The organism is Tepidicaulis marinus (assembly GCF_000739695.1).
Taxonomy (GTDB): domain Bacteria; phylum Pseudomonadota; class Alphaproteobacteria; order Parvibaculales; family Parvibaculaceae; genus Tepidicaulis; species Tepidicaulis marinus.
The window spans coordinates 34,075-56,520 of sequence record NZ_BBIO01000010.1 but is presented as its reverse complement, the minus strand read 5'-3'; the positions used below and the strand labels follow the sequence as shown (position 1 = coordinate 56,520).

At 61.7% G+C, this 22,446-nt stretch carries 22 protein-coding genes and 1 riboswitch; of the genes, 7 read left to right on the top strand and 15 right to left on the bottom strand.

The features are described 5' to 3' along the window. Positions 1 to 25: 25 nt before the first annotated feature. Both M2A_RS10265 and M2A_RS10260 read left to right on the top strand, forming a co-directional pair. Positions 26 to 979, top strand: a complete 954-nt coding sequence (locus tag M2A_RS10265; protein ID WP_045446794.1) for a radical SAM protein — start codon at positions 26 to 28, stop codon at positions 977 to 979. A 127-nt stretch (positions 980 to 1,106) separates the two neighbouring features. Continuing rightward, the gene (locus M2A_RS10260) at positions 1,107 to 1,520 is read left to right on the top strand and encodes a hypothetical protein (protein ID WP_045446791.1); all 414 of its coding nucleotides are present in this window, start codon (positions 1,107 to 1,109) and stop codon (positions 1,518 to 1,520) included. A 74-nt stretch (positions 1,521 to 1,594) separates the two neighbouring features. On the opposite strand, the gene M2A_RS10255 is transcribed toward M2A_RS10260, so the two are convergent. The 3 genes from M2A_RS10255 to M2A_RS10245 are packed head-to-tail and all read right to left on the bottom strand — an operon-like array spanning position 1,595 to position 3,844. Continuing rightward, entirely contained in the window at positions 1,595 to 2,302 is a 708-nt protein-coding gene (locus tag M2A_RS10255) for an LrgB family protein (RefSeq protein ID WP_045446788.1), read from the bottom strand. Beyond that, entirely contained in the window at positions 2,299 to 2,679 is a 381-nt protein-coding gene (locus M2A_RS10250; RefSeq protein ID WP_197052905.1) for a CidA/LrgA family protein, read from the bottom strand. Before M2A_RS10250 ends, M2A_RS10255 begins: the two co-directional genes overlap by 4 nt. Positions 2,680 to 2,683: 4 nt before the next feature. Further along, a complete protein-coding gene (locus M2A_RS10245) occupies positions 2,684 to 3,844 on the bottom strand; it encodes a 2'-deoxycytidine 5'-triphosphate deaminase (RefSeq protein WP_045447021.1) in 1,161 nt (386 codons plus the stop codon). 112 nt (positions 3,845 to 3,956) lie between these two features. Next, a riboswitch (SAM riboswitch) is annotated at positions 3,957 to 4,036 on the top strand. Between the two features lie 39 nt (positions 4,037 to 4,075). On the opposite strand from M2A_RS10245, the gene metZ reads away from it, so the two are divergent. The 4 genes from metZ to argE all read left to right on the top strand — a co-directional run bounded on the left by metZ (position 4,076) and on the right by argE (position 8,666). Then, positions 4,076 to 5,305, top strand: a complete 1,230-nt coding sequence (gene metZ / locus M2A_RS10240; RefSeq protein ID WP_045446785.1) for an O-succinylhomoserine sulfhydrylase — start codon at positions 4,076 to 4,078, stop codon at positions 5,303 to 5,305. A 180-nt stretch (positions 5,306 to 5,485) separates the two neighbouring features. Next, positions 5,486 to 5,878: a Co2+/Mg2+ efflux facilitator ApaG/CorD gene (gene apaG, locus M2A_RS10235; RefSeq protein ID WP_045446782.1), complete on the top strand. Its 393-nt coding sequence runs from the start codon at positions 5,486 to 5,488 to the stop codon at positions 5,876 to 5,878. 106 nt (positions 5,879 to 5,984) lie between these two features. Further along, complete coding sequence (locus M2A_RS10230; protein WP_045446779.1) at positions 5,985 to 7,436, top strand: TrkH family potassium uptake protein; 1,452 nt, start codon at positions 5,985 to 5,987, stop codon at positions 7,434 to 7,436. Positions 7,437 to 7,502: 66 nt separating this feature from the next. Then, a complete protein-coding gene (gene argE / locus M2A_RS10225; RefSeq protein ID WP_045447019.1) occupies positions 7,503 to 8,666 on the top strand; it encodes an acetylornithine deacetylase in 1,164 nt (387 codons plus the stop codon). 8 nt (positions 8,667 to 8,674) lie between these two features. On the opposite strand, the gene M2A_RS10220 is transcribed toward argE, so the two are convergent. The 5 genes from M2A_RS10220 to M2A_RS10200 form a co-directional block, all read right to left on the bottom strand. Next, a complete protein-coding gene (locus tag M2A_RS10220; protein ID WP_045446777.1) occupies positions 8,675 to 9,268 on the bottom strand; it encodes a hypothetical protein in 594 nt (197 codons plus the stop codon). After that, positions 9,265 to 10,230: an Hsp33 family molecular chaperone gene (locus tag M2A_RS10215; protein WP_045446775.1), complete on the bottom strand. Its 966-nt coding sequence runs from the start codon at positions 10,228 to 10,230 to the stop codon at positions 9,265 to 9,267. Before M2A_RS10215 ends, M2A_RS10220 begins: the two co-directional genes overlap by 4 nt. Before the next feature lie 26 nt (positions 10,231 to 10,256). Next, positions 10,257 to 11,222 carry an ornithine carbamoyltransferase gene (gene argF, locus M2A_RS10210; RefSeq protein WP_244444424.1) on the bottom strand — a complete coding sequence of 322 codons (966 nt, stop codon included), beginning with the start codon at positions 11,220 to 11,222 and terminating at the stop codon, positions 10,257 to 10,259. Then, the gene (locus M2A_RS10205; protein WP_045446773.1) at positions 11,219 to 12,430 is read right to left on the bottom strand and encodes an aspartate aminotransferase family protein; all 1,212 of its coding nucleotides are present in this window, start codon (positions 12,428 to 12,430) and stop codon (positions 11,219 to 11,221) included. Before M2A_RS10205 ends, argF begins: the two co-directional genes overlap by 4 nt. 187 nt (positions 12,431 to 12,617) lie before the next feature. Continuing rightward, positions 12,618 to 13,427: an ABC transporter permease gene (locus tag M2A_RS10200; protein WP_045446771.1), complete on the bottom strand. Its 810-nt coding sequence runs from the start codon at positions 13,425 to 13,427 to the stop codon at positions 12,618 to 12,620. A gap of 319 nt (positions 13,428 to 13,746) precedes the next feature. Here M2A_RS10200 and M2A_RS10195 point away from each other — a divergent pair, with 319 nt between their 5' ends. Continuing rightward, positions 13,747 to 14,256, top strand: coding sequence for a GcrA family cell cycle regulator (locus tag M2A_RS10195; RefSeq protein ID WP_045446769.1), 510 nt, complete (start codon positions 13,747 to 13,749; stop codon positions 14,254 to 14,256). Between the two features lie 155 nt (positions 14,257 to 14,411). Here the strand turns inward: M2A_RS10195 and phoB are convergent, their stop codons facing one another. The 7 genes from phoB to M2A_RS10160 form a co-directional block, all read right to left on the bottom strand. Continuing rightward, the gene (phoB, locus tag M2A_RS10190; RefSeq protein WP_045447013.1) at positions 14,412 to 15,119 is read right to left on the bottom strand and encodes a phosphate regulon transcriptional regulator PhoB; all 708 of its coding nucleotides are present in this window, start codon (positions 15,117 to 15,119) and stop codon (positions 14,412 to 14,414) included. A gap of 107 nt (positions 15,120 to 15,226) precedes the next feature. Next, on the bottom strand, positions 15,227 to 15,958 hold the full coding sequence (phoU, locus tag M2A_RS10185) for a phosphate signaling complex protein PhoU (protein WP_045446767.1): 732 nt from the start codon (positions 15,956 to 15,958) through the stop codon (positions 15,227 to 15,229). Positions 15,959 to 15,996: 38 nt separating this feature from the next. Next, positions 15,997 to 16,797 carry a phosphate ABC transporter ATP-binding protein PstB gene (gene pstB, locus M2A_RS10180; RefSeq protein WP_045447010.1) on the bottom strand — a complete coding sequence of 267 codons (801 nt, stop codon included), beginning with the start codon at positions 16,795 to 16,797 and terminating at the stop codon, positions 15,997 to 15,999. Positions 16,798 to 16,861: 64 nt separating this feature from the next. Further along, positions 16,862 to 18,142, bottom strand: coding sequence for a phosphate ABC transporter permease PstA (pstA, locus tag M2A_RS10175; protein ID WP_156101734.1), 1,281 nt, complete (start codon positions 18,140 to 18,142; stop codon positions 16,862 to 16,864). Between the two features lie 7 nt (positions 18,143 to 18,149). Continuing rightward, positions 18,150 to 19,529: a phosphate ABC transporter permease subunit PstC gene (gene pstC / locus M2A_RS10170; RefSeq protein WP_045446763.1), complete on the bottom strand. Its 1,380-nt coding sequence runs from the start codon at positions 19,527 to 19,529 to the stop codon at positions 18,150 to 18,152. Between the two features lie 110 nt (positions 19,530 to 19,639). Further along, positions 19,640 to 20,683, bottom strand: coding sequence for a PstS family phosphate ABC transporter substrate-binding protein (locus M2A_RS10165; RefSeq protein WP_045446761.1), 1,044 nt, complete (start codon positions 20,681 to 20,683; stop codon positions 19,640 to 19,642). Positions 20,684 to 21,041: 358 nt separating this feature from the next. Continuing rightward, a complete protein-coding gene (locus M2A_RS10160) occupies positions 21,042 to 22,397 on the bottom strand; it encodes an ATP-binding protein (protein WP_052379390.1) in 1,356 nt (451 codons plus the stop codon). Positions 22,398 to 22,446 lie beyond the last annotated feature (49 nt).

The following is a 22,446-nucleotide window of genomic DNA, read 5'->3' as shown; positions in this document are numbered from 1 at the left end:
GCTTTCGAATGTTATAGGTCGCTTCATGAACATGATGTCCGCCCCGCCTGCCAGCGATAAAAAATTCGCGCATCCCGGCGTCACCGCCAAGGGAGAGCGGCGGGCGCAGGTTGCCTTGCGCAAGCTCGATACGCTCTGGTTCAACACGGGCACGCTTTGCAATGTCGCTTGCGAACATTGCTACATTGAATCGAGCCCCAGCAATGACCGGCTCGTCTATCTCACCCATGAAGAGATGTGCGCTTATCTCGATGAGATCGCGCGGGACGGGCTCGGCACGCGGGAAATCGGCTTTACCGGCGGCGAGCCTTTCATGAACCCGGATATGCCGTCCATGCTGGAAACGGCGCTTGCCCGCGGCTTCGAGGTGCTGGTGCTGACCAATGCCATGCAGCCCATGATGCGCCCGAAGATCCGCGAAAAACTGCTCGCCATCCAAAACGCCTATGGCGAGAAGCTGACGATGCGCGTCAGCCTCGATCATTATTCGGAAAAGCTGCACGACGAGGAACGCGGCCCCGGCGCCTTTGCCAAGGGCATCGAGGGGCTGTCCTGGCTCTCGGATAACGGCTTCACCATCAATGTGGCGGGCCGCACGCTCTGGCATGAAGAGGAAAAAGACGTGCGGGACGGGTTCGCCGCGCTCTTTGCCCGCGAGAATATCGCCATCGACGCGCAGGATCCGGCCGGTCTCGTGCTCTTTCCGGAAATGGATGAAGAAGCAGATGTTCCGGAAATCACCACCGCCTGCTGGGGCATTCTCAATGTCGACCCTGCCGACATGATGTGCGCCTCCTCGCGCATGGTGGTCAAACGCAAGGGGGCGGAGAAGCCGGCGGTGCTTGCCTGCACGCTGCTTCCCTATGATGCGCGTTTCGAGCTTGGCACCACGCTTAAGGAGGCGTCCTCGAGCGTGCCGCTCAACCACCCGCATTGCGCCCGTTTTTGCGTTTTAGGCGGCGGCTCCTGCTCTGGTTAACAAATAGTTGATACATCTTGATCCGTATCAAATACACCCGCCCTCCTTCCTTCTAGGTTCTCTGTGCACGTATCAATGGCGCTGGCGCTTTGGCCTCAGTTTGCCATCAACCCGTATGGAGGATGTAATGAAGAGCATTTACGCGATGGCGCTCGGCGCCAGCATGATCTTTGCTGCCCCGGCTTTTGCCGAGGTCTATCTGCCCGGCCACGAGGTTGCCAATATCGTTGTCGGCAACACGATCGAAGGCCAGTACCGGGAATGCGGCGCGGCCCGCAAGGACTTCATGGAGTTCTATGCGCCCGACGGCAAAATTCAGGGTAAGGAACGCGCCTGTAATCAGGCCGGCAACTGGTCGAAATATACCGGCAGCTGGTCGGTGAACGACGGTAAGTTCTGCGTTCAGCTCGGCCTTTCCGACCGCGAAGACGGCTGCTTCGATTATGAAGCCGATTCGGAAGGCACGCTGCGGCGGCTGAACGAGCCGGGCGTCGGCAACACCAACTTCAAAATCTATGACGGCAACCCGGAAAATCTTTAAACCCGCTTAGCCGGTCAAGTTCTTCGAGTGGCAAAGGCCCGCCCGCGCGGGCCTTTTCGCTTTTGAGTTCCGTCTTAAAAGAAAAGCCGCCAGACGAGCGGCAGCAAGAGCGCGGTCAAAATCCCGTTCAGCGTCATGGCAACACCCGAGAACGTCCCCATGAGCGGGCTTACCTGAAAGGCGCGCGCCGTGCCGATGCCGTGCGCGGCAACGCCAAGGCCAAGACCGCGCGCGCGCTCGTCCCTGACGCCCAAGAGCGTCAGAAGCGGGCCGCCAAGCGCCGCGCCGATAATGCCCGCCGCGATCACGAAGCCTGCAGTCAGCACCGGCAACGCGCCGATTTCTTCCGACACGCCCATGGCTATCGGCGTCGTGATGGATTTGGCCGACATGGAAAGAACTGTTGCTTTATCCGCCCCAAGCAGAAAGGCGATACCTACGCCGCTTAAAATAGCGGTGAGCGAGCCTGCGCTGAGCGCAACGAGGAGCGGGCCGATGACATGACGCACCCGCTGAATGTTACGGAAGAAGGGGATGGCGAGCGCCACCGTTGCCGGGCCCAAAAAGAACAGCAGCACCTGTCCGCCAAGATCGTAAGAGGCAAAAGGCGTATCGCTGAGCGCCAGGAAGGCGATGATGGGCGCAGACGCCACCAGCACCGGATTGGCAAGCGGCGAGCCGCCCAGCTTCCGCTGCAGATGCAATGCGCCCCAGTAAAGCGCGAGCGTGACGCCGAGCCAGAAGAAAAGCTGATAGCCCATGAGCCAGTTTTCGATCCTCATTTCCCCTCCTCCCGCCTTTTGAGAGCCCAAGAGAAAACCAGCGCCGTGACGGCGAGGCCCAAAAGCGTGCTCAAAAAGAGCGCGGCGAGAATGGGCCAAAGATCGCGCGCCACGAGCCCCGCATAGGCCATGAGCCCGACACCGGCGGGCACGAAAAAGAGATTGAGATGGCGCAGCAGAAAAGCCGACACATCTTCCAACGATTGCGGGACGTGATGCGCAAGAAAAAGCGCGCCGAGCAGCAGGAGGAGCCCCATCACCGCGCCCGGCACGCCGATGCCTGCCCAGGCGGCAAGCTGGCTGCCCGCCACAAGGCAAAGGCACAGGCCTGCAAAAGCCAGCGCGCGCGGCAGAAAGCTGAGAGGATCGCCGCCCACGGGATCAGGACTTGAAATGTTTGGAGAGCTTGAGACCCTGGCGCTGATAATTCGAGCCGATGCCCGTGCCGTATAGCGCCGTGGGTTTGCCCGTCAGCCGCTCATAGACGAGCCGGCCGATGATCTGCCCGTCTTCGAGGATGAAGGGCACTTCATGGCTGCGCACTTCCAGCACCGCGCGCGAGCCCGTGCCGCCCGCCTCGCCCGCGCCGAAACCGGGATCGAAGAAACCGGCATAATGGACGCGGAATTCACCCACCAGCGGATTGTAAGGCACCATTTCGGCGGCATGGGTGGCGGGCACATGCACCGCCTCGCGGGACGCCAGGATATAAAATTCATCCGGATCGAGAATAATCCGCTTTGCCCCTCGCACATAGACCGGGTCCCAGAAGTCGAGCACCTCGTAAGCGCCGGGCCTGTCCACATCGATGACCGCGGAATGACGCTTGGCCCGGTAGCCGACAAGGCCGGTTTCCCGATCGCCCGACAGATCGACGGTCAGGCCGAGCCCGCCATCGATATTGGGCTCGCCTCCATCCACGAGCTTGTGCTGCTCATGCAAGTGGCGCAGCTCGGTATCCGAATGGCGCGCCTCGCCCCGGCGGAAGCGGATTTGCGAGAGCCGCGAGCCCTGGCGCACGAGAATGGGAAAGGTGCGCGGGCTGACTTCGAGATAAAGGTGGCCCTTGTAGCCCGGCTCGACCTGATCGAACTCGGTGCCGAAATCCGTAATGACGCGCGTGAAAATATCGAGCCGGCCGGTGGAGCTTTTCGGATTGGCGGCCGCCCCCGTGCGCTCGGAAAGGGCGAGCGCCTCCAGAAGCGGAACGAGATAGACGCAGCCCGTCTCCAGCACCGCGCCTTCGGAAAGGTCGATCTTGTGGAGCGCAAATTCCTCCACCTTGTCCATCACCGCGCTCCCCTCGCCGGGCAGGAAGCTCGCCCGCAAGCGGTAGGCGACGGGGCCGAGGCGCAGATCGAGGCTTGCCGGCTGCACCTGCGCATCCTCGATTTCCTTGGCCGCCCAGATCTCTTTTTCGCGGATCAGCGCGCGGATGGCATGGGCAGGCAGAATGCCCGTGGCATGGGTCGCATCACCGCGCACTTCCTTCAGGGAGGCGCCGTCATGATCGGGGAAAAGGTCGCTGGCTGCTTTCGTCATGCCCCCCTTATAAAAGGGCAAGAGGGCGGCTCCAAGCAAAACCGCCACCCCCGCTCCGCGCGCCCTCACGGCCTCTTTTCTTGACGCGGGGGGCCAAAAAGCGTATCAACCTTGCCATTCCCGTGGTGATTTGAGCCGACCGGCTTGCGGCCACGTTAAAGAAACCGCTAAAAAGGTCGGAGGATGCATCCCCGGCCAAAGGTCGGGGTTTTTTATTTGAGGCATCGTCCGATGAGCGCGAAACAAGGCAGCGGCACCCCCAAAACTCCCTCTCAGAACTGGCGCCCCCGCACCAAGGCGGTGCATGGCGGCACCGCCCGCAGCCCCTTCGGGGAGACCGGCGAGGCGATGTTCCTGACCTCCGGCTATGTCTATGACAGCGCGGAAGACGCCGAAGCCCGCTTCAAGGGCGAAGAGCCGGGCTTCATCTACTCGCGCTTCGCCAACCCGACCGTGCGGATGTTCGAAGAACGGATGATCGCGCTCGAAGGCGCGCCCGGGGGACGGACCATCGATGCACGCGCCACGGCAACGGGCATGGCGGCGGTGACGGCGGCCATGCTCTGCCAGCTTTCGGCGGGCGACCATGTGGTGGCCGCCAAGGCGCTGTTCGGCTCCTGCCGCTATATCGTGGAAGATCTTCTGCCGCGCTTCGGTATCACCTCGACGCTGATCGAGGGCACGGATCTGGCGCAATGGAAGGCGGCGGTGCAGCCCAACACGAAAGTCTTTTTCCTCGAAACGCCGTCCAACCCGACGCTGGAAATCATCGATCTTCAGGCCGTCGCCGACATTGCCCATGAGGCGGGCGCGCGACTGGTGGTGGACAATGTTTTCGCCACGCCCGTGCTGCAGCGGCCCTTCGAATTCGGCGCCGATATCACCGTCTATTCGGCCACCAAACATATCGATGGGCAGGGGCGCTGCCTCGGCGGTATTGTGCTCGCCGATGAGGAGTTCATCGCCGAGCATTTGGGCAATTTCCTGCGCCAGACGGGCCCGGCACTCAGTCCCTTCAATGCCTGGGTCATGCTGAAAAGCCTGGAAACGCTGGACTTGCGCGTCAGCGCCCACGCGGCAAACGGGGAGGCGGTCGCCCGCTTTCTCGACGCCCATCCCAAAGTGCAAAAGACGCTCTATCCCACCCTCGACAGCCACCCGCAGGCCGCCCTTGCGCGCCGGCAGATGGCGGCGGGCGGCAATATTGTCGCGCTCGAGGTGAAAGGCGGCAAGGAAGCGGCCTTCCGCCTTGCCAATGCGCTTCAAATCATCCTGATTTCCAACAATCTGGGCGATGCCAAAAGCCTCATCACTCATCCGGCCACCACCACCCATCAGCGCCTTTCCGAGGAAGCGCGGGCGGAGCTGGGGATCAGTGCGGGTCTGCTGCGGCTTTCTGTCGGCTTGGAGGATTCCCAAGACCTGATAGAAGACCTGGACCGGGCGCTCGCCGCCGTTTAAGCGCTGGAAAGCCATATTTCCGCCCGCCCTGCCCGCTAGATTGGTACTGCGAATCGGGACCAAGGGCGGACAGCTTTCCTAGCTGCCCGGTAACCTGGAATTAGGGGCATTTTCATAAACTGTACGTATCGGCCTTGGCGGATGCGTCCAGGGCTCCATAGCTGCCAATGGGATTGGGCCATGTTCTCTGCCACCACCCGCGCCATCAGGGTCGAGGTTGAACCGCATTATCTGGACGATCAGTCGGACCCGGATGAGGACTATTATGTCTGGGCCTATACGGTCGTCATCCGCAACGAAGGCGCGGAGCCCGTGCAGCTGAAAAGCCGCCACTGGCAGATCACCGATCAGCGCGGCTATACGCATGAAGTGCACGGCGAAGGTGTGGTGGGCGAGCAGCCCGTCATTCCGCCCGGTGAATCCTTTCAATATACAAGCGGCACCCCGCTCACCACGCCGTCGGGCATCATGCTCGGCAATTACGAAATGGCGCTGGACGGGGGCGACAGCTTCGAGGTTGACATTCCCGCCTTCTCGCTCGACTGTCCTCACGCAGTCCGGCTCGTGAACTGAGCGGAAGCGCCCCGCGCTCCCAAGGTCTGCACCTTTTTTGGAGAAGGCCCCACCTTCTCTCAGCGGTTGGCCCCCAGCTAGCTTAAGAGGTCAGACCCAAGGCGTTATGATCGACTTCAGACCCATCATTCTCGTCACGGGCATTTTGCTGACCACGCTGGGCAGCGCCATGCTGATCCCGGCGGCCATCGATGCAGGCGCCGGCAATCCCGACTGGCAGGTCTTCGCCCTTGCCGCCACGCTCACCCTTTTCACCGGCGGCAGCATGACGCTCATGACCTGGGGCCATGCGAGCGATCTCACCCTCAAGGAAGCCTTTCTGCTCGTCACCTTCATCTGGGTCTTTCTTCCCGGTTTCGGCGCGCTGCCCTTCGCTTTTTCCGAACTGTCCTTGAGCTATACCGACGCTTTTTTCGAGGCTATGTCGGGCCTGACGACAACGGGGGCGACGGTGGTGGTGGGGCTCGACACCGCGCCGCCCGGCTTTCTTCTTTGGCGCTCTCTGCTGCAATGGCTGGGCGGGCTCGGCATTGTGGTCATGGCCATCGCGCTCCTGCCCATCCTGCAAATTGGCGGCATGCAGATGTTCAAGGTCGAAGCCTTCGATACGGCGGAAAAAGTGCTGCCCAGCGCCGCCCAGCTTGCCGGCTCGCTGACGAGCTTTTATCTCGCAGCTACCGCCGTCTTTGCCTTCTTTCTCTGGCTTGCCGGGCTCAATGGTTTCGACGCGGTCAATCATTCCATGACTTCCATCGCCACCGGCGGTTTTTCGACAAAGGACGCCTCTGTGGGGCATTTCGAAAGCGCCGCGGTCGACTACACCATAGTCGCCGCCATGATCGTCGGCTCCCTGCCTTTCGCACTTTATCTCAGGGCACTGCGCGGCGATGCGCGCCCACTGCTGCGCGATGCGCAAGTGCATATGTTCTTTTATGTCGTGGCCACTCTCGCCATTATCCTCACCGCCTATCAGATGCTCCAAGGCATCAATGGGGCGCTGCCCGACCAGTTCCGCTACGCGCTTTTCAATTCGATCTCCATTCTCACCGGCACCGGCTATGCCACCCATAATTTTTCCGAATGGGGCCCGCTCGCGGTCGCAATCTTCTTCGTCATCATGTTTATCGGCGGCTGCTCAGGCTCCACCTCTTGCGGCATGAAGATTTTCCGCTTCCAAATCGTCTTCGCCTCGCTCTTTACCGAAATGCGCCGCATGGTGCATCCGAACGGGGTTTTCGTACCGCGTTATAACGGCAATCCCATCGGCGACGGTGTCATCGCCTCAGTGATGAGCTTCATGTTTCTTTTCATGCTTTGCTTTTCCGTGATCGCCGTGCTGCTCAATCTGATGGGCCTCGACGTGCTGACCTCGATTTCGGCGGCCGCCACGACCATGGCCAATGTCGGCCCCGGCCTTGGCGAGATTATCGGCCCGGCGGGCAATTTCTCCACGCTGCCCGATGCGGCCAAATGGCTGCTTTCCCTTTCCATGCTGATGGGGCGGCTGGAAGTCTTTACCGTGCTGGTGATTTTCATGCCCTCTTTCTGGCGCAGCTAGGCAGGCCTGAAACTGGTTCTTGCGCCCGCCATCCGGCCCGCTAGGATGCGCGCAAAGGAGCCGCCCATGCCGCAGCATTTCACCCCGCGCCAAATGATAGACAAGCTGATCTCGTTCGACACGGTCAGCCGTCATTCCAACCTGGCGCTCATCGAATTCGTCGAGGATTATCTTTCCGGCTGGGGCATTCCCTCCCGCCGGGTGATGAGCGAAGACGGCACCAAGGCAAATCTCTTTGCAGCCCTTGGCCCGGCGGAAAAGGAAGGCGGGATCGTGCTCTCCGGCCACACGGACGTCGTGCCGGTCGATGGACAAGACTGGTCGAGCGATCCTTTCACCGTCACCGAAAAAGACGGCCGCCTTTACGGGCGCGGCACCAGCGACATGAAATCCTTCATCGCCATCGCGCTTGCCTTCGTGCCGCAGTTCCTGGAACGCGGGCTTAAAGTGCCGCTCTATTTCGCGCTTTCCTATGACGAGGAAGTGGGCTGCCTCGGCGTGCGCTCCATGATCGACGAAATCATCCGCGCCCTGCCCCGGCCCGAAATCGTCATCGTCGGCGAACCCTCGGACATGAAAGTCGTGAACGCGCATAAGAGCATCCATGCTTTTCACACCAAGGTGACGGGCCTTGAGGCGCATTCAAGCGCCATGGATAAAGGCGTCAACGCCATCGTCTATGCCGCCGAGCTGATCGGCTTTCTCGCCCGGATCGGCGCGGAAATGCAGGCCAAGGGCGATGCGTCGGGCCGTTTCGATCCGCCTTATACGAGCATGCAGATCGGCACGATCGAAGGCGGCACAGCGGTCAATATCATTCCGCGCCACTGCGATTTTCGCTGGGAGTTCCGCGCCCTGCCCGACCAGGACCCAGAGGAAATTCCAACCCGCTTCAAAGCCTTTGCCGAGGAAAAACTTCTGCCGCGCATGCGCGCCGTCTTTCCCGGCGCCGCCATCGAAACGGCGGCCCGCGCCTTCGTACCCCCGCTCAAACCGCAAGAAGGCGCACCGGGCGAGGCGCTGGTGCTGCAGCTTGCCGGGCGCAACGAAACCGAGGCAGTCTCCTACGGCACGGAAGCGGGGCTTTTTCAGATGGCGGATATTCCCACCGTCATTTGCGGGCCGGGCAGCATTCAGCAGGCGCATAAGACGGATGAGTTTATCGAGCTTGCGCAAGTCGCCGCCTGCGAGCGCTTTTTCGCGCGGCTCGCGGCGCATCTGGCAAGCTGACGGGAAATCTAACGCAGAATAATGGGAGCAAACGTGCTTTCGACATCCGGCGTCAGCCTATTGTCGAGCTCGCTTGCCACCCGTTCCATGAGCTGGAAATAGGCGATGTCGCGCTCATTGAGCGAGGCGCTTTCCAGCACGTCCCGGCGCGCCTCCACTTTCACGTCCACCGCGCCGGAGCCCTGTCCCGGCAATTGGTATTCAAGCCGCGCGGCCAGCACCGCATGAAGACGCGTGTCCACTTCATCCTTGAAAAGATCGGTAAAGCCCGCCGTCACTTCCAGGCGCTCTTCGCGCACGGACGCCTCATCGATAATGAGCGTTGCCTGGCCGCCCGTACCGCCGGCGCGCAGGCGTTCCTCTGCCCAGCGGCGCGCGAGGCTTGCCGGGTTTTGCCGGTGCAATTGTTCGAGCCGGTTTGCGCCCGAGCCTGAACCCGAGCGGTCCACCACATCGATGGCGGCGACGTTCAAGGTAATGGGCGTGCGGTGCTGATAGGTTATGTCCACGGGACTGGCCGGCGGCGGCGCACTGGTGCAGCCGGCAAGGGCGATGCCCGCGCTTGCCAAAACCAAAACCGCGACTTTCCGGCACAGTGTCATTCGGTTTTTTCCTTCCCCGCTCTCTTCAGCGCTTCCGGATCGAAATGATAAACTTGCGCGCAGAACTCGCAACGCGTTTCGATCGCCCCATCCACCGTCATCTCGTCAATATCGGCGTCATCGAAACGTGTGAGCACTTCTTCCATGCGCTCGGCCGAGCAGCGGCAGCCAAAAGCCACCTCATGAGGCGGATAAACCCTGACCCCGTCCTCATGATAGAGCCGGAAGAGCAGGCGGTCGGGGGTTACCTGCGGGTCCAGCAATTCATGATCCTCGACCGTGTCGAGCAGCACGGCGGCGTGTTCCCAGTCTTTTTCTTCCTGGGTGAGCGGCTGCGCTTCTTCTTCGTCTTCCTTATGACCGGTCAAGCCGCCGTCGCGGGCCAGATGCTGGATCATGATCGCCCCGGCGCGCCATTCGGTCTGGCCGTGGCCTTCCGCGTCCCGGTCGAAAAGCGGGGCGACGGCAAGCCGGATCGAGGTGGCGATCTGTTCGGACTGAGCGAAGTAAGCGTGCGCGCATTCGGCAAGGCCGCGCGGGTCGAGCTCGACAATGCCCTGATAACGCTCCATGTCCGGGCCCTGATCGATGGTCATGGCAAGATAGCCGCTGCCCACCAGGTCCGCGCTCGTCACGCGCCCGTCCGCAATCGCCGCCTCAAGCGCCTCTTCATCCGTATGGGCATAGCCGCGCAGTCTGCCCGGCGCTTCATAATCGGCCACCAGCATGGAGACGGGCCCGTCGCCCTTGGTTTGCAAGGTCAGCCGCCCGTCGAATTTCAGCGCGCTGCCGAGAAGCGCCGCGAGCGTCAGCGCCTCGCCCAGCAGAACCGAGACAGGTTCTTTGTAATTGTGGCGGGTCAGCACTTCATTGACGAGCGGGCCGAGGCGCGCCACACGCCCGCGCACGCTCATACCCTCGATCTGGAAGGGCGTAATAAGATCGTCACCGATATAGGACACGTAAACTCTCGTCCCTTAGTTGAGATTTAAGCGAGGCACCAGGCCAGCACGCCCTTTTGCGCGTGAAGCCGGTTCTCGGCCACATCGAACACCACCGATTGCGGCCCGTCGATCACCCCTTCGCTGGCTTCCTCGCCCCGGTGGGCGGGCAGGCAATGCATGAAAAGCGCATCCTTGGCGGCAGCCGCCATAAGCTTTTCGTTGACCTGATAAGGCGCCAGCAAATTGTGCCGGCGCTCGGCGGTCGCTTCATCGTCGCCCATGGACACCCAGGTATCGGTAACGACGCAGTCCGCCCCGTCCGCCGCGGCAAAAGGATCGCGCGTCACACTTACCTTGCCGCCGGCCTTGCGCGCCCAATCGATCACGTGTTCGGGAATGTCGAGCTCGGGCGGGCAGGCCACGCGCAATTCGAAATCGAATTGCACCGCCGCCTGCACCCAGGTCGTTGCGACATTGTTGCCATCCCCGGACCAGGCCACCACATGCCCGGCAATGGGGCCTTTGTGCTCCTCGAACGTCATGACATCGGCCATGAGCTGGCAGGGGTGGGAATGATCGGTCAGCCCGTTGATCACCGGCACGCTCGCGCATTCGGCCAGCTCTTCCAGCATCTCATGGGCATGGGTGCGGATCATGATCGCATCCACATAGCGCGAGAGCACGCGGGCGGTATCGGCAATCGTCTCGCCCCGGCCGAGCTGCATGTCATTGCCGTTCAAGAGCATGCTTTCCCCGCCGAGCTGGCGCATGGCCACATCGAAGGAGACGCGCGTGCGCGTCGAGGGCTTTTCGAAAATCATCGCCAGCATTTTGCCATCGAGCGGTGCATCCGCATCGCGCGCGCCGTGCGGCAGCCCCTTGCGCTTGCGTTTGCGCGCATGGGCGGCATCCAAAATCCGGCGCAGGGTTTTCTTGTCGATGGCATCCAGATCGAGAAAATGTCTCGCCGTGTCTTTTACCGGCATGTCGATAACGGGCGCACTGCTCATGCCACGCCCTCCTTTTTGTCTGTGTCACCTGCACCTGCCGCCTCCAGTTTGGCGCAGGCCCGGTCGATGGCGCCGATCGCTTCGTCGATCTCGGCATCGGTGACGATGAGGGGGGGAATGACGCGCACGACATTGTCGCCCGCGCCGACCGTCAAAAGATGTTCGCCGTAAAGCGCCCCGATCAGATCCCCGTTCGGCGCTTTGCATTTGAGGCCGAGCAGCAGCCCTTCCCCGCGCACCCCTTCGATGATGGAAGGATGCTCGTCGGCCAGCATGGCGAGTTTCTGTTTCAGCTTGATGCCGGTCTGGCGGACTTTCTCCAGAAAGCCTTCTTCCAGCACCACATCGAGCACGGCATTGCCGACGGCCATGGCGAGCGGGTTGCCGCCATAGGTCGAGCCGTGGCTGCCGGCGGTCATGCCCTTGGCCGCTTCCTCGGTGGCAAGACAGGCGCCGAGCGGAAAGCCGCCGCCAATACCTTTCGCCACGCCCATAATGTCGGGTGTAACGCCGGAAGGTTCATGGGCAAAGAGCCAGCCCGTGCGGCCCATGCCGGTCTGCACTTCATCGAAAATCAGGAGGATACCCGCCTCATCGCAGATTTTGCGGATGGCGCGCAGCTGCTCGTTGGAGAAGGGACGAATGCCGCCTTCCCCTTGCACGGGCTCAAGCAGCACAGCAGCGGTCTTCTCGCCGATCGCCGCTTTCAGCGCATCCATGTCGCCATGCGGCACTTGCGGGAAGCCTTCGACCTTGGGCCCGAACCCTTCCAGATGTTTCTTCTGCCCGCCTGCCGCGATGGTTGCGAGCGTGCGGCCGTGGAAGGCGCCTTCGAAGGTGATGATCTCATAGCGCTCGGGATGGCCGCTCGCAGAATGGTACTTTCGCGCCATCTTGATCGCGCATTCCATCGCCTCGGCGCCGGAATTGGTGAAAAAAACGCTGTCGGCGAAGGTGGCCGCGACAAGCCGCTCGGCCAGTTTCTCCTGGCCCGGCACGCGGTAAAGATTGGAGGTGTGCCAGAGCTTGCCCGCCTGCTCGCCAAGAGCGGCGACAAGGCGCGGATGCGCGTGGCCCAGAAGGTTCACGGCGATGCCCGAACCGAAGTCCAGGTATCTTTCCCCTTCAGGCGTAAAGAGATAGGGCCCTTCGCCCCTCTCGAACTCGATATTTACCCGCGCATAAGTTGGCAGGACTGGCGTAATCATTTCCCGATGCTCCCGAACAGAATAGAAAAAGCCGCCTTTCCTGGCGGCGTCCGAGAAGCGCTAGAGTATGTTGGAGAAGTCTTGCCCTGTCAATCGTTCTTGGATCGGGCGGGCAGGTATTTTCTCTTTCATCTCAATCACTTACTCGTGCCTTGAGAGGTCCCCGCCTCAAACGCCCGAGCTGTGCTCAGGCTTTGAGACGGTATCCTCGTCGCAGCACATAGTCCGTGATGAGCCAGAGAACCACATTCAGCCCCAGTGTGAAGACAACGCCCACCGCCACCGAGCCGTCCGCATGGCCGGTCATGCCGTAGCGGAAGCCGTCGATCAGATAGAAGAAGGGGTTATACATCACCGCTTCCTGAGCGAAATCGGGCAATTGGCGGATCGAATAGAACGTGCCCGAGAGAAAGGCAAGCGGTGTGATGATGAAATTCGTGACTGCCTGCAAATGATCGAATTTTTCCGACCAAATGCCGCCCAGCATGCCGAGCAGCGAGAGCATGAGCGAGGCGGCAATGGCGTAATAAATCACGGCCCAAAGATGCACGATGGCGATATCGACAAAGGCGATCATGCCGAGCGCGGTCACGATACCGACCATCACCCCGCGCGTCACCCCGGCCATGGCGATGCCGACATTCAGCTCGCCCGCCGACAAGGGCGGCATGAGAATATCGACGATATTGCCCTGCACCTTGGAGATCAGCAGCGAGGAAGAGGTATTGGCAAAGGCGTTTTGCAGCATGGTCATCATGATGAGACCGGGCGCAATGAACTCGGCAAAGGGCACGCCCTGCACGTCCGGGCGCAGCCGGCCAAGCGCCAGCGAGAAAATCGCCAGGAACAGCAGGGTCGTGATGACGGGCGCGGCCACGGTCTGCGTGATGACCTTGATGAAGCGGCGCACTTCTTTCACGTAAAGCGTCCACATGCCGAGCCAGTTGACGGCCCCGAAGCGGCGCGTTCCCTGCGGGGGATAATCCTGAAAACTCATCTGCCCTGCCTTCCCATTGCGACCCCAAATAGTCACTCGCAGGCGATTTGGCAATGCACACGCGCGTCAAACTGGGGATAATTCGGGGTCTTGAGCCCATATTTTGTGGTTTTGCGTTCGCTAAGCGCGATTTTTTGTGGATAAGGCGCCTTTGCAGGCCCACGCGCCTTGCGGAAACCTGCCCCTATCTTGTAGTGTTAACCCAATCGCAACACGATATGTAGTGGCGGCGCCGCCAGCGCGTACCGGGCACGGCGCCGGAAATCTCGGGGAAACCTGGGGCACGCAGGCGCGCGCCCGCAGACGAGGGATAAAAGGCATGTGGACGGAAGACAGGGTCGAAACTCTCAAGAAATTGTGGGCCGAAGGCCTGAGCGCCAGCCAGATTGCCAAGCAGCTGGGCGGCGTCACGCGTAATGCGGTGATCGGCAAGGTCCACCGGCTGGGTCTTTCCGGCCGCGCCACCTCGAACCGGCCGAGCCGGGCCCGCCAGCAGCCGGCTGCTGCCGCAGCGCCCGCCGCCCGTCCGCAGCCCGCCCAGGCGAGCGAAGCCCGCGAAAGCGCAGCGCTTGCCAAGGAAAAGCCGCTGCCCGCCCCCGCCCCGCAGCGCCGCCTGACGGATGTGGCCATCGGCGACGGGGCGACCGTTCTCTCCTTGACCGAGCACACTTGCAAATGGCCGATCGGCGATCCGGGCGAGGAAAGCTTCCATTTCTGCGGCGACCGCTCGGCGCCCGGCATGCCTTATTGCGCCGAGCACGCCCGGCTTGCCTACCAGCCCGTGCAGGCCCGCAAACGCAACGACCGGCGGCGTGACTTCGCCGTCTAAGCCCCGTTTCTTGGCGGTGCGCTTGCCTGTCTTTGTTCAGGCGTATTCTGCAAAGGCAAGAGGCGCGCAGGGGAAGAAAGCCGGCCCGATACCTCGAGGGGGAGGTGGGCCGGCTTTTATTTTGCGCTACCGTTTTTCTGAAATTCCGGGGCCGATCACTCGCTCGACGCGCCGGGCACCTGCTCGTCGAGCGCATAGCCCGCGGCCCGCACGGTGCGGATCGGGTCGTGCTCGCCCTTGGCGTTCAGCGCCTTGCGCAGCCGGCCGATATGCACATCCACCGTGCGCGCTTCCACATAAACATCCGAGCCCCAGACCGTGTCGAGAAGCTGAGCGCGGGAGAAGACGCGGCCGGGATGCTGCATGAGATGTTCGAGGAGACGGTATTCCGTCGGCCCCAGATGCACCTCGCGGTCGGCGCGGCGCACGCGGTGCGCGGCGCGGTCGATCACGATATCCCCGAAAGTGACGATATCCTCGGCCAGCGCCGGGCGGATGCGGCGCATGACGGCGCGGATGCGCGCCAGAAGCTCGCTCGTGGAAAACGGCTTGGTAATGTAATCGTCGGCGCCGGTGTCGAGACCGCGGATCCGGTCCGCCTCCTCCCCGCGCGCAGTGATCATGACGATGGGCAGGTTCCGGCTTTCGGGCCGCCCACGCAAGCGCCGGCACAGCTCGATGCCGGAAACGCCCGGCAGCATCCAGTCCAAGAGCACGAGATCGGGCAGATGCTCGCGCACCTGAATTTCCGCTTCCTCGCCGTCCATGGCCACGGCCACGTCATAACCTTCTTTTTCAAGGTTGTAGCGCAGGAGAGTGGAGAGCGCTTCTTCGTCTTCGACAATCAGAACTGTTGGTTTCATGGGCGTGCGTTTCGGCCGTGAATCACTGGCTGCATGGATATCGACCGTGCGGGGGGCGGTGTGCGTCCAGTTCGTTTCAAGTTGCATGACATGCGTCCTTCCCGAGGTTACTGCGTGTCCCTCAAAGCGGAAATAGCGGTTGTGGTGGTCTGGTCGCTTTTCGGCCGCTCATCCACCAGCATTTCCCCGGTCACGAGGTAAGACACCGTCTCGGCGACATTGGTCGCATGATCGCCGATCCGTTCGATATTCTTTGCAATGAAGAGAAGATGGGTGCAGGCGCCGATGGTGCGCGGGTCTTCCATCATATAGGTAAGCAATTCGCGGAAGATGGAATTGTACATCTCGTCGATTTCCGCATCCGAACGCCAGACATGCAGCGCCTCTTCCGCGTTGCGCCCGGCATAGGCATCGAGCACGGCTTTGAGCTGGCCTTGGGCGAGCTTGCCCATGCGCGCCAGCCCCTGCATGAGGCGGGCCGGGGTTTCATAATCGCCGATCACGATGATCGAGCGCTTGGCGATGTTTTTGGCAAGGTCCCCGATCCGTTCCAGATCGGCGGAAATCTTGATGGCTGAAATCGCCTCGCGCAGATCGAGTGCCATGGGCTGGCGCAGCGCGATAAGGCGCACCGTCTGCTCTTCGATGTCGTGCTCCATCTCGTCGATGCGCCGGTCTTCCAGCACCGTGCGTTCGGCCAGCGCGATATCGCGGCGCGTCACGCAGTCGATGGCTGCGGCAAGCTGCGCCTCGGCCATACCGCCCATTTGCGCGATCTGCGTTGAAATCGCCTCGAGTTCTTCCTCGAAGGATTTGACGATATGTTCCTGCTCTCTCACACCTGCCTCCTTGCGCCGGTCGCCTTGGACGTTTTGCCTTAGCCGAACCGGCCGGTGATGTAATCCTGGGTGCGCTTGTCGCGCGGATTGGTGAAGATCTGATCCGTCTCGTCTTCTTCCACCAGATTGCCGAGATGGAAAAACGCCGTGCGCTGGGAAACGCGGGCCGCCTGCTGCATGGAGTGCGTGACGATGACGATGGTATAGTTTTCTCTAAGTTCGTCGATCAGCTCTTCCACGCGCGCCGTCGCGATCGGGTCGAGCGCCGAGCAAGGCTCGTCCATCAAAATGACTTCCGGGTTCACCGCAATCGCGCGGGCAATGCAAAGACGCTGCTGCTGGCCGCCGGAAAGGCCGGTGCCCGGCTCCTGCAAACGGTCCTTCACCTCGTCCCAGAGCGCGGCCTTGCGCAGGCTCGTCTCGACGATTTCATCCATTTGCGCGCGCCGCTCCGCCATGCCGTGAATGCGCGGGCCATAGGCGATGTTCTCGTAAATGGATTTCGGGAAGGGATTGGGTTTCTGGAACACCATGCCGACGCGCGCGCGCAGCAGCACGGGGTCGATATGGGCGCCGTAAATATTCGTGTCGCCAAGCCTGATTTCCCCGCTCACCCGGCAATTGTCGATCACATCGTTCATGCGGTTGAGGCAGCGCAGGAAGGTGGACTTGCCGCAGCCGGAAGGACCGATCAGCGCGGTGACGGCATTGTCCCGGATCTCCAGATCGACGTCGAAAAGCGCCTGCTTGGCCCCGTAGAAAACGTTGACCTTGCGGGCCGTCATTTTGACGGGATGCGTTTCAGCCGCTTGCGGCGATGCTTTTTCGACTGGCGTCATGGTTGCCCCGTTGGTTGCGGTCTGGCTTTCAGCCTGAGCAGTTTTCATTCCGGTTTCTCCGTTCCTACCAGCGGCGCTCGAACTTGCGGCGCAGATAAATGGCAATGGCGTTCATCGCGATCAGGAACCCGAGCAGCACGAGAATGGCCGCCGAGGTGCGCGAAACGAACCCGCGCTCCGGACTGTCCGCCCAGATGAAAATCTGCGTGGGCAGCGCGGTCGAAGGATCGAGGATGCCGCCGGGCGGCGAGGTGATAAAGGCATTCATGCCGATCAGCAGCAGCGGCGCGGTTTCCCCGAGCGCCTGAGCAAGGCCGATGATCGTGCCGGTCAAAATGCCCGGCATGGCAAGCGGCACCACATGATGCATCATCACCTGGTGTTTGGAGGCGCCGATGCCGAGCGCGGCTTCGCGGATGGAGGGCGGCACCGCTTTCAGCGAGGCGCGCGTCGTGATGATGATGGTGGGCAGCGTCATCAGCGCCAGCGTCATACCGCCGACAAGCGGGGCGGAGCGCGGCAAGCCGAACGTGCCGAGGAAAACCGCAAGACCGAGAAGACCGAAGACCACCGACGGCACGGCGGCAAGGTTGTTGATGTTCACCTCGATGAGATCGGTGAACTTGTTCTTCGGCGCAAACTCTTCCAGATAGACCGCCGCGGCAATACCGGTCGGGAAGGAAATCAGGAAGCAGACGAGCAGCGCGAAGAACGAGCCCGTGATCGCGCCGGCAAGGCCCGCCATTTCCGGGAAACGGCTGTCGGCATTCGTCAAAAGCCCGGTATTGAAGGGCTTGGAAAGGCGCCCATCGGCCATCAGCCGGTCCACCCAGGCAATTTCCTGATTGGTGACGCGGCGATCGTCTTCCGCCGTCTCGCGCTTGATATTGCCCTTCATGAACTGATCGAAGGGATCGGAGACCGGTACCGTGAAGTCGATGGTCTCACCGATCAACTCCGGATCGGCCACCACTTTGTCGCGCAGAATGTAAGGCGCGGCGGAAGTGAGAATATCGCTCAGGGCGCGTTTCTCGCGCACCCCCGTCACGTCCGGGAAAAGCGCGGCAAAGCTGTCGCGCACGATCGAGCGGTAATTTCCCTTGTCCGGGTCCTGCGCATCGATCTTCGCCGGATCGAGATAGACCGGATAGGTAACATGGGTCTGGAGAAACGCCGTGTGACCCGTGATGATGAGCGAAGTCACCAGCGTTGCCAGCAGCAAAAGCGCGATGCCAATGGCACCGAGGCCGTAATATTTAAGCCGCCGGTCCGCCGCTTTGCGCTTTTGCAAGCGCTTCAGAGCGGCATCGGAAACAAAACTGGCCGGGGCTGCGCCCGTTGTCATTACGGCCTCACTCATAACGTTCCCTGTATTTTTGAACGACGCGCAGCGCCACGATATTGAGCAAGAGCGTGGCGATGAAGAGCACCAGGCCCAGCGCAAAGGCGGCGAGCGTCTTGGGATTGTCGAATTCGGTATCGCCGATCAGCAGCGTGACGATCTGCACCGTCACGGTGGTCACGGCATCGAGCGGATTGGCGGTCAGCTTGGCGATGAGCCCGGCGGCCATCACCACGATCATCGTTTCGCCAATGGCGCGGGAGACGGCAAGCAGAATGCCGCCCACAATGCCGGGCAGCGCGGCGGGCAAAAGCACACGCATGATGGTTTCGGCTTTCGTTGCGCCCATGGCGTAAGAGCCATCGCGCATGGCGCGTGGCACCGCGGTGATCGCATCGTCCGAAAGCGAGGAGATGAAAGGAATGATCATGATGCCCATCACCGCGCCCGCGGCAAGGGCGCTGTTGGGCGCGACGTCGAGCCCGACCGCGGCGCCCGCCTGGCGCAAGGCCGGAGCGACGGTCAGCACTGCGAAGAAGCCGTAAACCACGGTCGGCACGCCGGCCAGCATTTCCAGCACCGGCTTGATGACGGAGCGGAAACGGTCGCCGGCATATTCCGTCAGGTAAATCGCCGAGAAGAGCCCGATGGGGATGGCAACGGCCATGGCGATCGCCGCGATGAGAAGCGTACCCGTGAAAACCGGCACCGCGCCGAAGGCCCCTGTGCCCGCCACCTGATCGGCGCGGATGGCGATTTGCGGTTCCCAGGAAAGGCCGAAAAAGAACTCGCCCACCGGCACTTTTTCGAAGAAACGGATCGCTTCGAATAGCAACGAGGCGATGATGCCGAGCGTCGTGACGATGGCGATGACCGAGCAGAGGATCATCAAACCGTCCATCGTCAGGCCCACTTTCTGGCGGGCGCGGAAATCGACGGAAAGGTTGCGGCGCGCATAACCAAGCCCAAGAATGGCCAGCGCCAGCACGACAACCAGCATCGCCTTTTCGGCGGTGTTGTTGAGAATATTATAATGAGCGGCGGCTTCCAGCACATATGGCTGCGGCTCGACGAAGATGCGGCCGGCGGCAACGCTCTTGATTTCGGAGATCAGAAGATCGATGCGGTTGCCGCTCATCCCTTGCGTGATTTCCGCGGGAATGGCGGAAATCACCAGCCCTTCGACCACCGCATCCTGAAAAAGCAACCAGAAGAGGACGAGAACGAGGCTCGGCAGCCCCACCCAGAAGGCGACATAGGCGCCGTGATAACCGGGAAGCGAATGGAGCCGCGTATTCTGGCTGGCCGCCAGGCCCCGCGCCTTGCGCTGACCGAAGAAATATCCGGCGGCGGCAACGGCAACAAGGCAGATAAAAAGAGTGGTCAGCATGGATACGCCTGCTCCGTGGGTCTTGCGGGGTTTGCCCGGCCAGCGTCTTTGCGGTCTTTGGGCAAAGAAGGAGGGTGAGCGGTATGCCGCCCACCCTTCTCCATAGCGGTTTAGTTCGTCGTTTCGTAGCGGGTCATGTGCTTACCGTTTTTCACGGCGTCCTGCACTTCGGCCCGCTTGTCGTCGGCCAGGGCAACGAGACCGCGCTCATTGAGGTAGCCGCCGGGGCCCATGGCTTCTTCGCTGACATATTCAGCCAGGAACTCGTCGAGGCCCGGGATCACGCCGCGATGCGCGTTCTTCACGTAGAAGAAGAGCGGGCGGGAAACGGAGTAGGAGCCATCGGCGATCGTATCGAAAGACGGCGCAACACCGCCCACATTGATGCCCTGGAGCTTGTCCTGGTTCTCATAGAGGAAGGAGTAACCGAAGATGCCGTAAGCCGTCGGGTCGGCTTCCAGGCGCTGCACGATCAGGTTGTCGTTTTCACCGGCTTCGATGAAGAGACCGTCCTGACGCATGCGCGAGCAGTTCGCCTTGATGTATTTCTTGTCCTGGCCTTTGTAGAAATCCATCTCTTTGCAGCCTTCCCGCATCACCAGCTCGACGAAAGCGTCGCGCGTGCCGGAGGTGGGGGGCGGGCCGAAAACCTGGATCTTGGTGTCCGGAAGCGACGAATTTACGTCTTTCCAGGTCTGGTTCGGGTTGGCGGCGAGCTTGCCGTCAACCGGCACTTCGGCGGCCAGCGCCAGGAACAGGTCTTTCTTGGAAACGTCGAGCTGCTCGCCTTTTTTGGAAACGGCGATGGACAGGCCGTCATAGCCGATCAGCACTTCGGTGATGTCGGTGACGCCGTTCTGCTGGCACAGCTCATACTCGGACTGCTTCATCGCCCGCGAGGCGCCCGTGATGTCCGGGTTGGCTTCGCCCAGGCCCTGGCAGAAAATTTTCATGCCGCCGCCCGTGCCGGTGGATTCCACCACGGGAGCCGGTTTGCCGGTCTTGTTGGCAAATTCTTCCGCGACCGCCTGCGTGTAAGGAAACACGGTCGAAGAACCTACGATTTGAATTTGGTCGCGCGCCTGCGCAACACCCGCCGTAGCAGCGGTCGTGACAGCAAAAGTCGCCGCCATCGCCAGTTTGTTGAGTTTCACGATTTCTCTCCAGTCAATTGGATCGGATATCCCTGTCGATCAGACCGCTGCTTTGCCCCCCAAACTTGCAACCGGGGATGAGGCTGCCAGCTAACCGGTCTCATCGTGCCCTTGAGCGCGATGACCGTAGGAGCGGCTCACAAAGGGTTTACGACATTTATGTGACACTTGTGTGACACCGTCAAACCATTGAAACAGTTATTGTTTTTCCGTTAATGGCCGTCAGCGCCCATCGGCGGTCTCGCCAACACGGTCACAAACGGGACGGGTGCAGAGACAGGGGCAGGGGCAGGGGCCGGTGGCAAGACTCAGCCGGGCGCGCGCAGATATGAGATGGAGGCAGGGCTGAAATGGAGGCTCAGGCGCGGGTTTGCGCGCGCACAGGGAGGCGGACCGTGAATGTGCTGCCCTCGCCCACGTGGCTGTCGATGGTCAGCGTGCCGGAATGGCGGTTGACGATATGTTTGACGATGGCAAGGCCGAGCCCCGTACCGCCCCGCTCCCGGCTTTTGGCGACATCGACGCGGTAGAAGCGCTCGGTGAGGCGGGGGATATGCTCGCGCGGGATGCCGGGCCCGTAATCGCGAATCGCAAGCTCGGTCATCTTGCGCCCGGCCTGATTGAGCGCAGGAGCAATGGTAATGTCGATGCGCTTGCCCGAGCGGCCGTATTTCAGCGCGTTTTCGGTGAGGTTCTGCACCACCTGGTGAAGCTCGTCCCACTCCCCGCGCACCGGCTCGACACCTTCTTTCACATCGACATTGATCTCGACGCCATGGGAAGCAGCGAGCGGCCCCAGCCCGTCCGTCACATCGCCCGTGAGCGCGGCCAAATCCACCTCGCCGGAAGGGGGCACATGTTCGCGCATCTCGATCCGGCTTAAGGAGAGAAGATCCTCGATCAGCCGCTGCATCCGCGCGGCCTGCTCGGACATGATGCCGAGAAAGCGCGCCTGCGCCTCCGGGTCGTCCTTGGCATGGCCCTGAATGGTTTCGATGAAGCCGGAAAGGGAGGCGAGCGGCGTTTTCAGCTCATGGCTGGCATTCGCCACGAAATCCACCCGCATCTGCTCCACCCGGCGCATGTCGGTCAGATCATGCAGCATGATAAGAAGCGAGGCTTCGGGCAGCCCGTTCAGTTCCTTGGAAAGCTCGCCGCCCGTCTCCGGACCAAGCTCGGAAATCATGGCCCGGAAATGCCGCTCGACCGGCACCGGCATTTCATAATCGATGGAAAGCGTGCCGCCTTCCTCCTGCACCTTCTGAATGGCGGAGAGCAGCGCGGGCGCGCGCAAGGCGGAGGCGACGGGCCGGCCTGCGGGAACATGCCCCATCAGATCGTGAGCGGCGCGGTTGGCATAAAGAATGCGGCTCGATTTATCCAGAAGAACGACGGGATCGGGCAGATGCTCCACCACCAGCGCGCCGAGGCGGCCATTGGGCGGCAGGGCATGGCGCTGGCCGAGCTCTGCGGGGCTTGCCGCGGTTTTCACCTCCTGCGCTTCCTCGCCCATCAAAAGCGCTGAAAGGCCGAGAAAGGCGAAAAAGGCGATGGGCGGGCTCATGGCGCCTGCGCCCGCCAGTGCGGCAAACAGCAGAGCGGCGCCCGCCAGCCGGTAGCGCTGTTCTTTCAGGCGCCGGACGAATTCGTCCCGCCGCGTGCCGCGCCGGCGCGCACCCTCATATATGCTCTGGCTGCCTTGAAGATCGGCCATTTGTCCTGCCGCCACTTACAGCGCCCCCGAATCATAAAGGCGCAGTCAC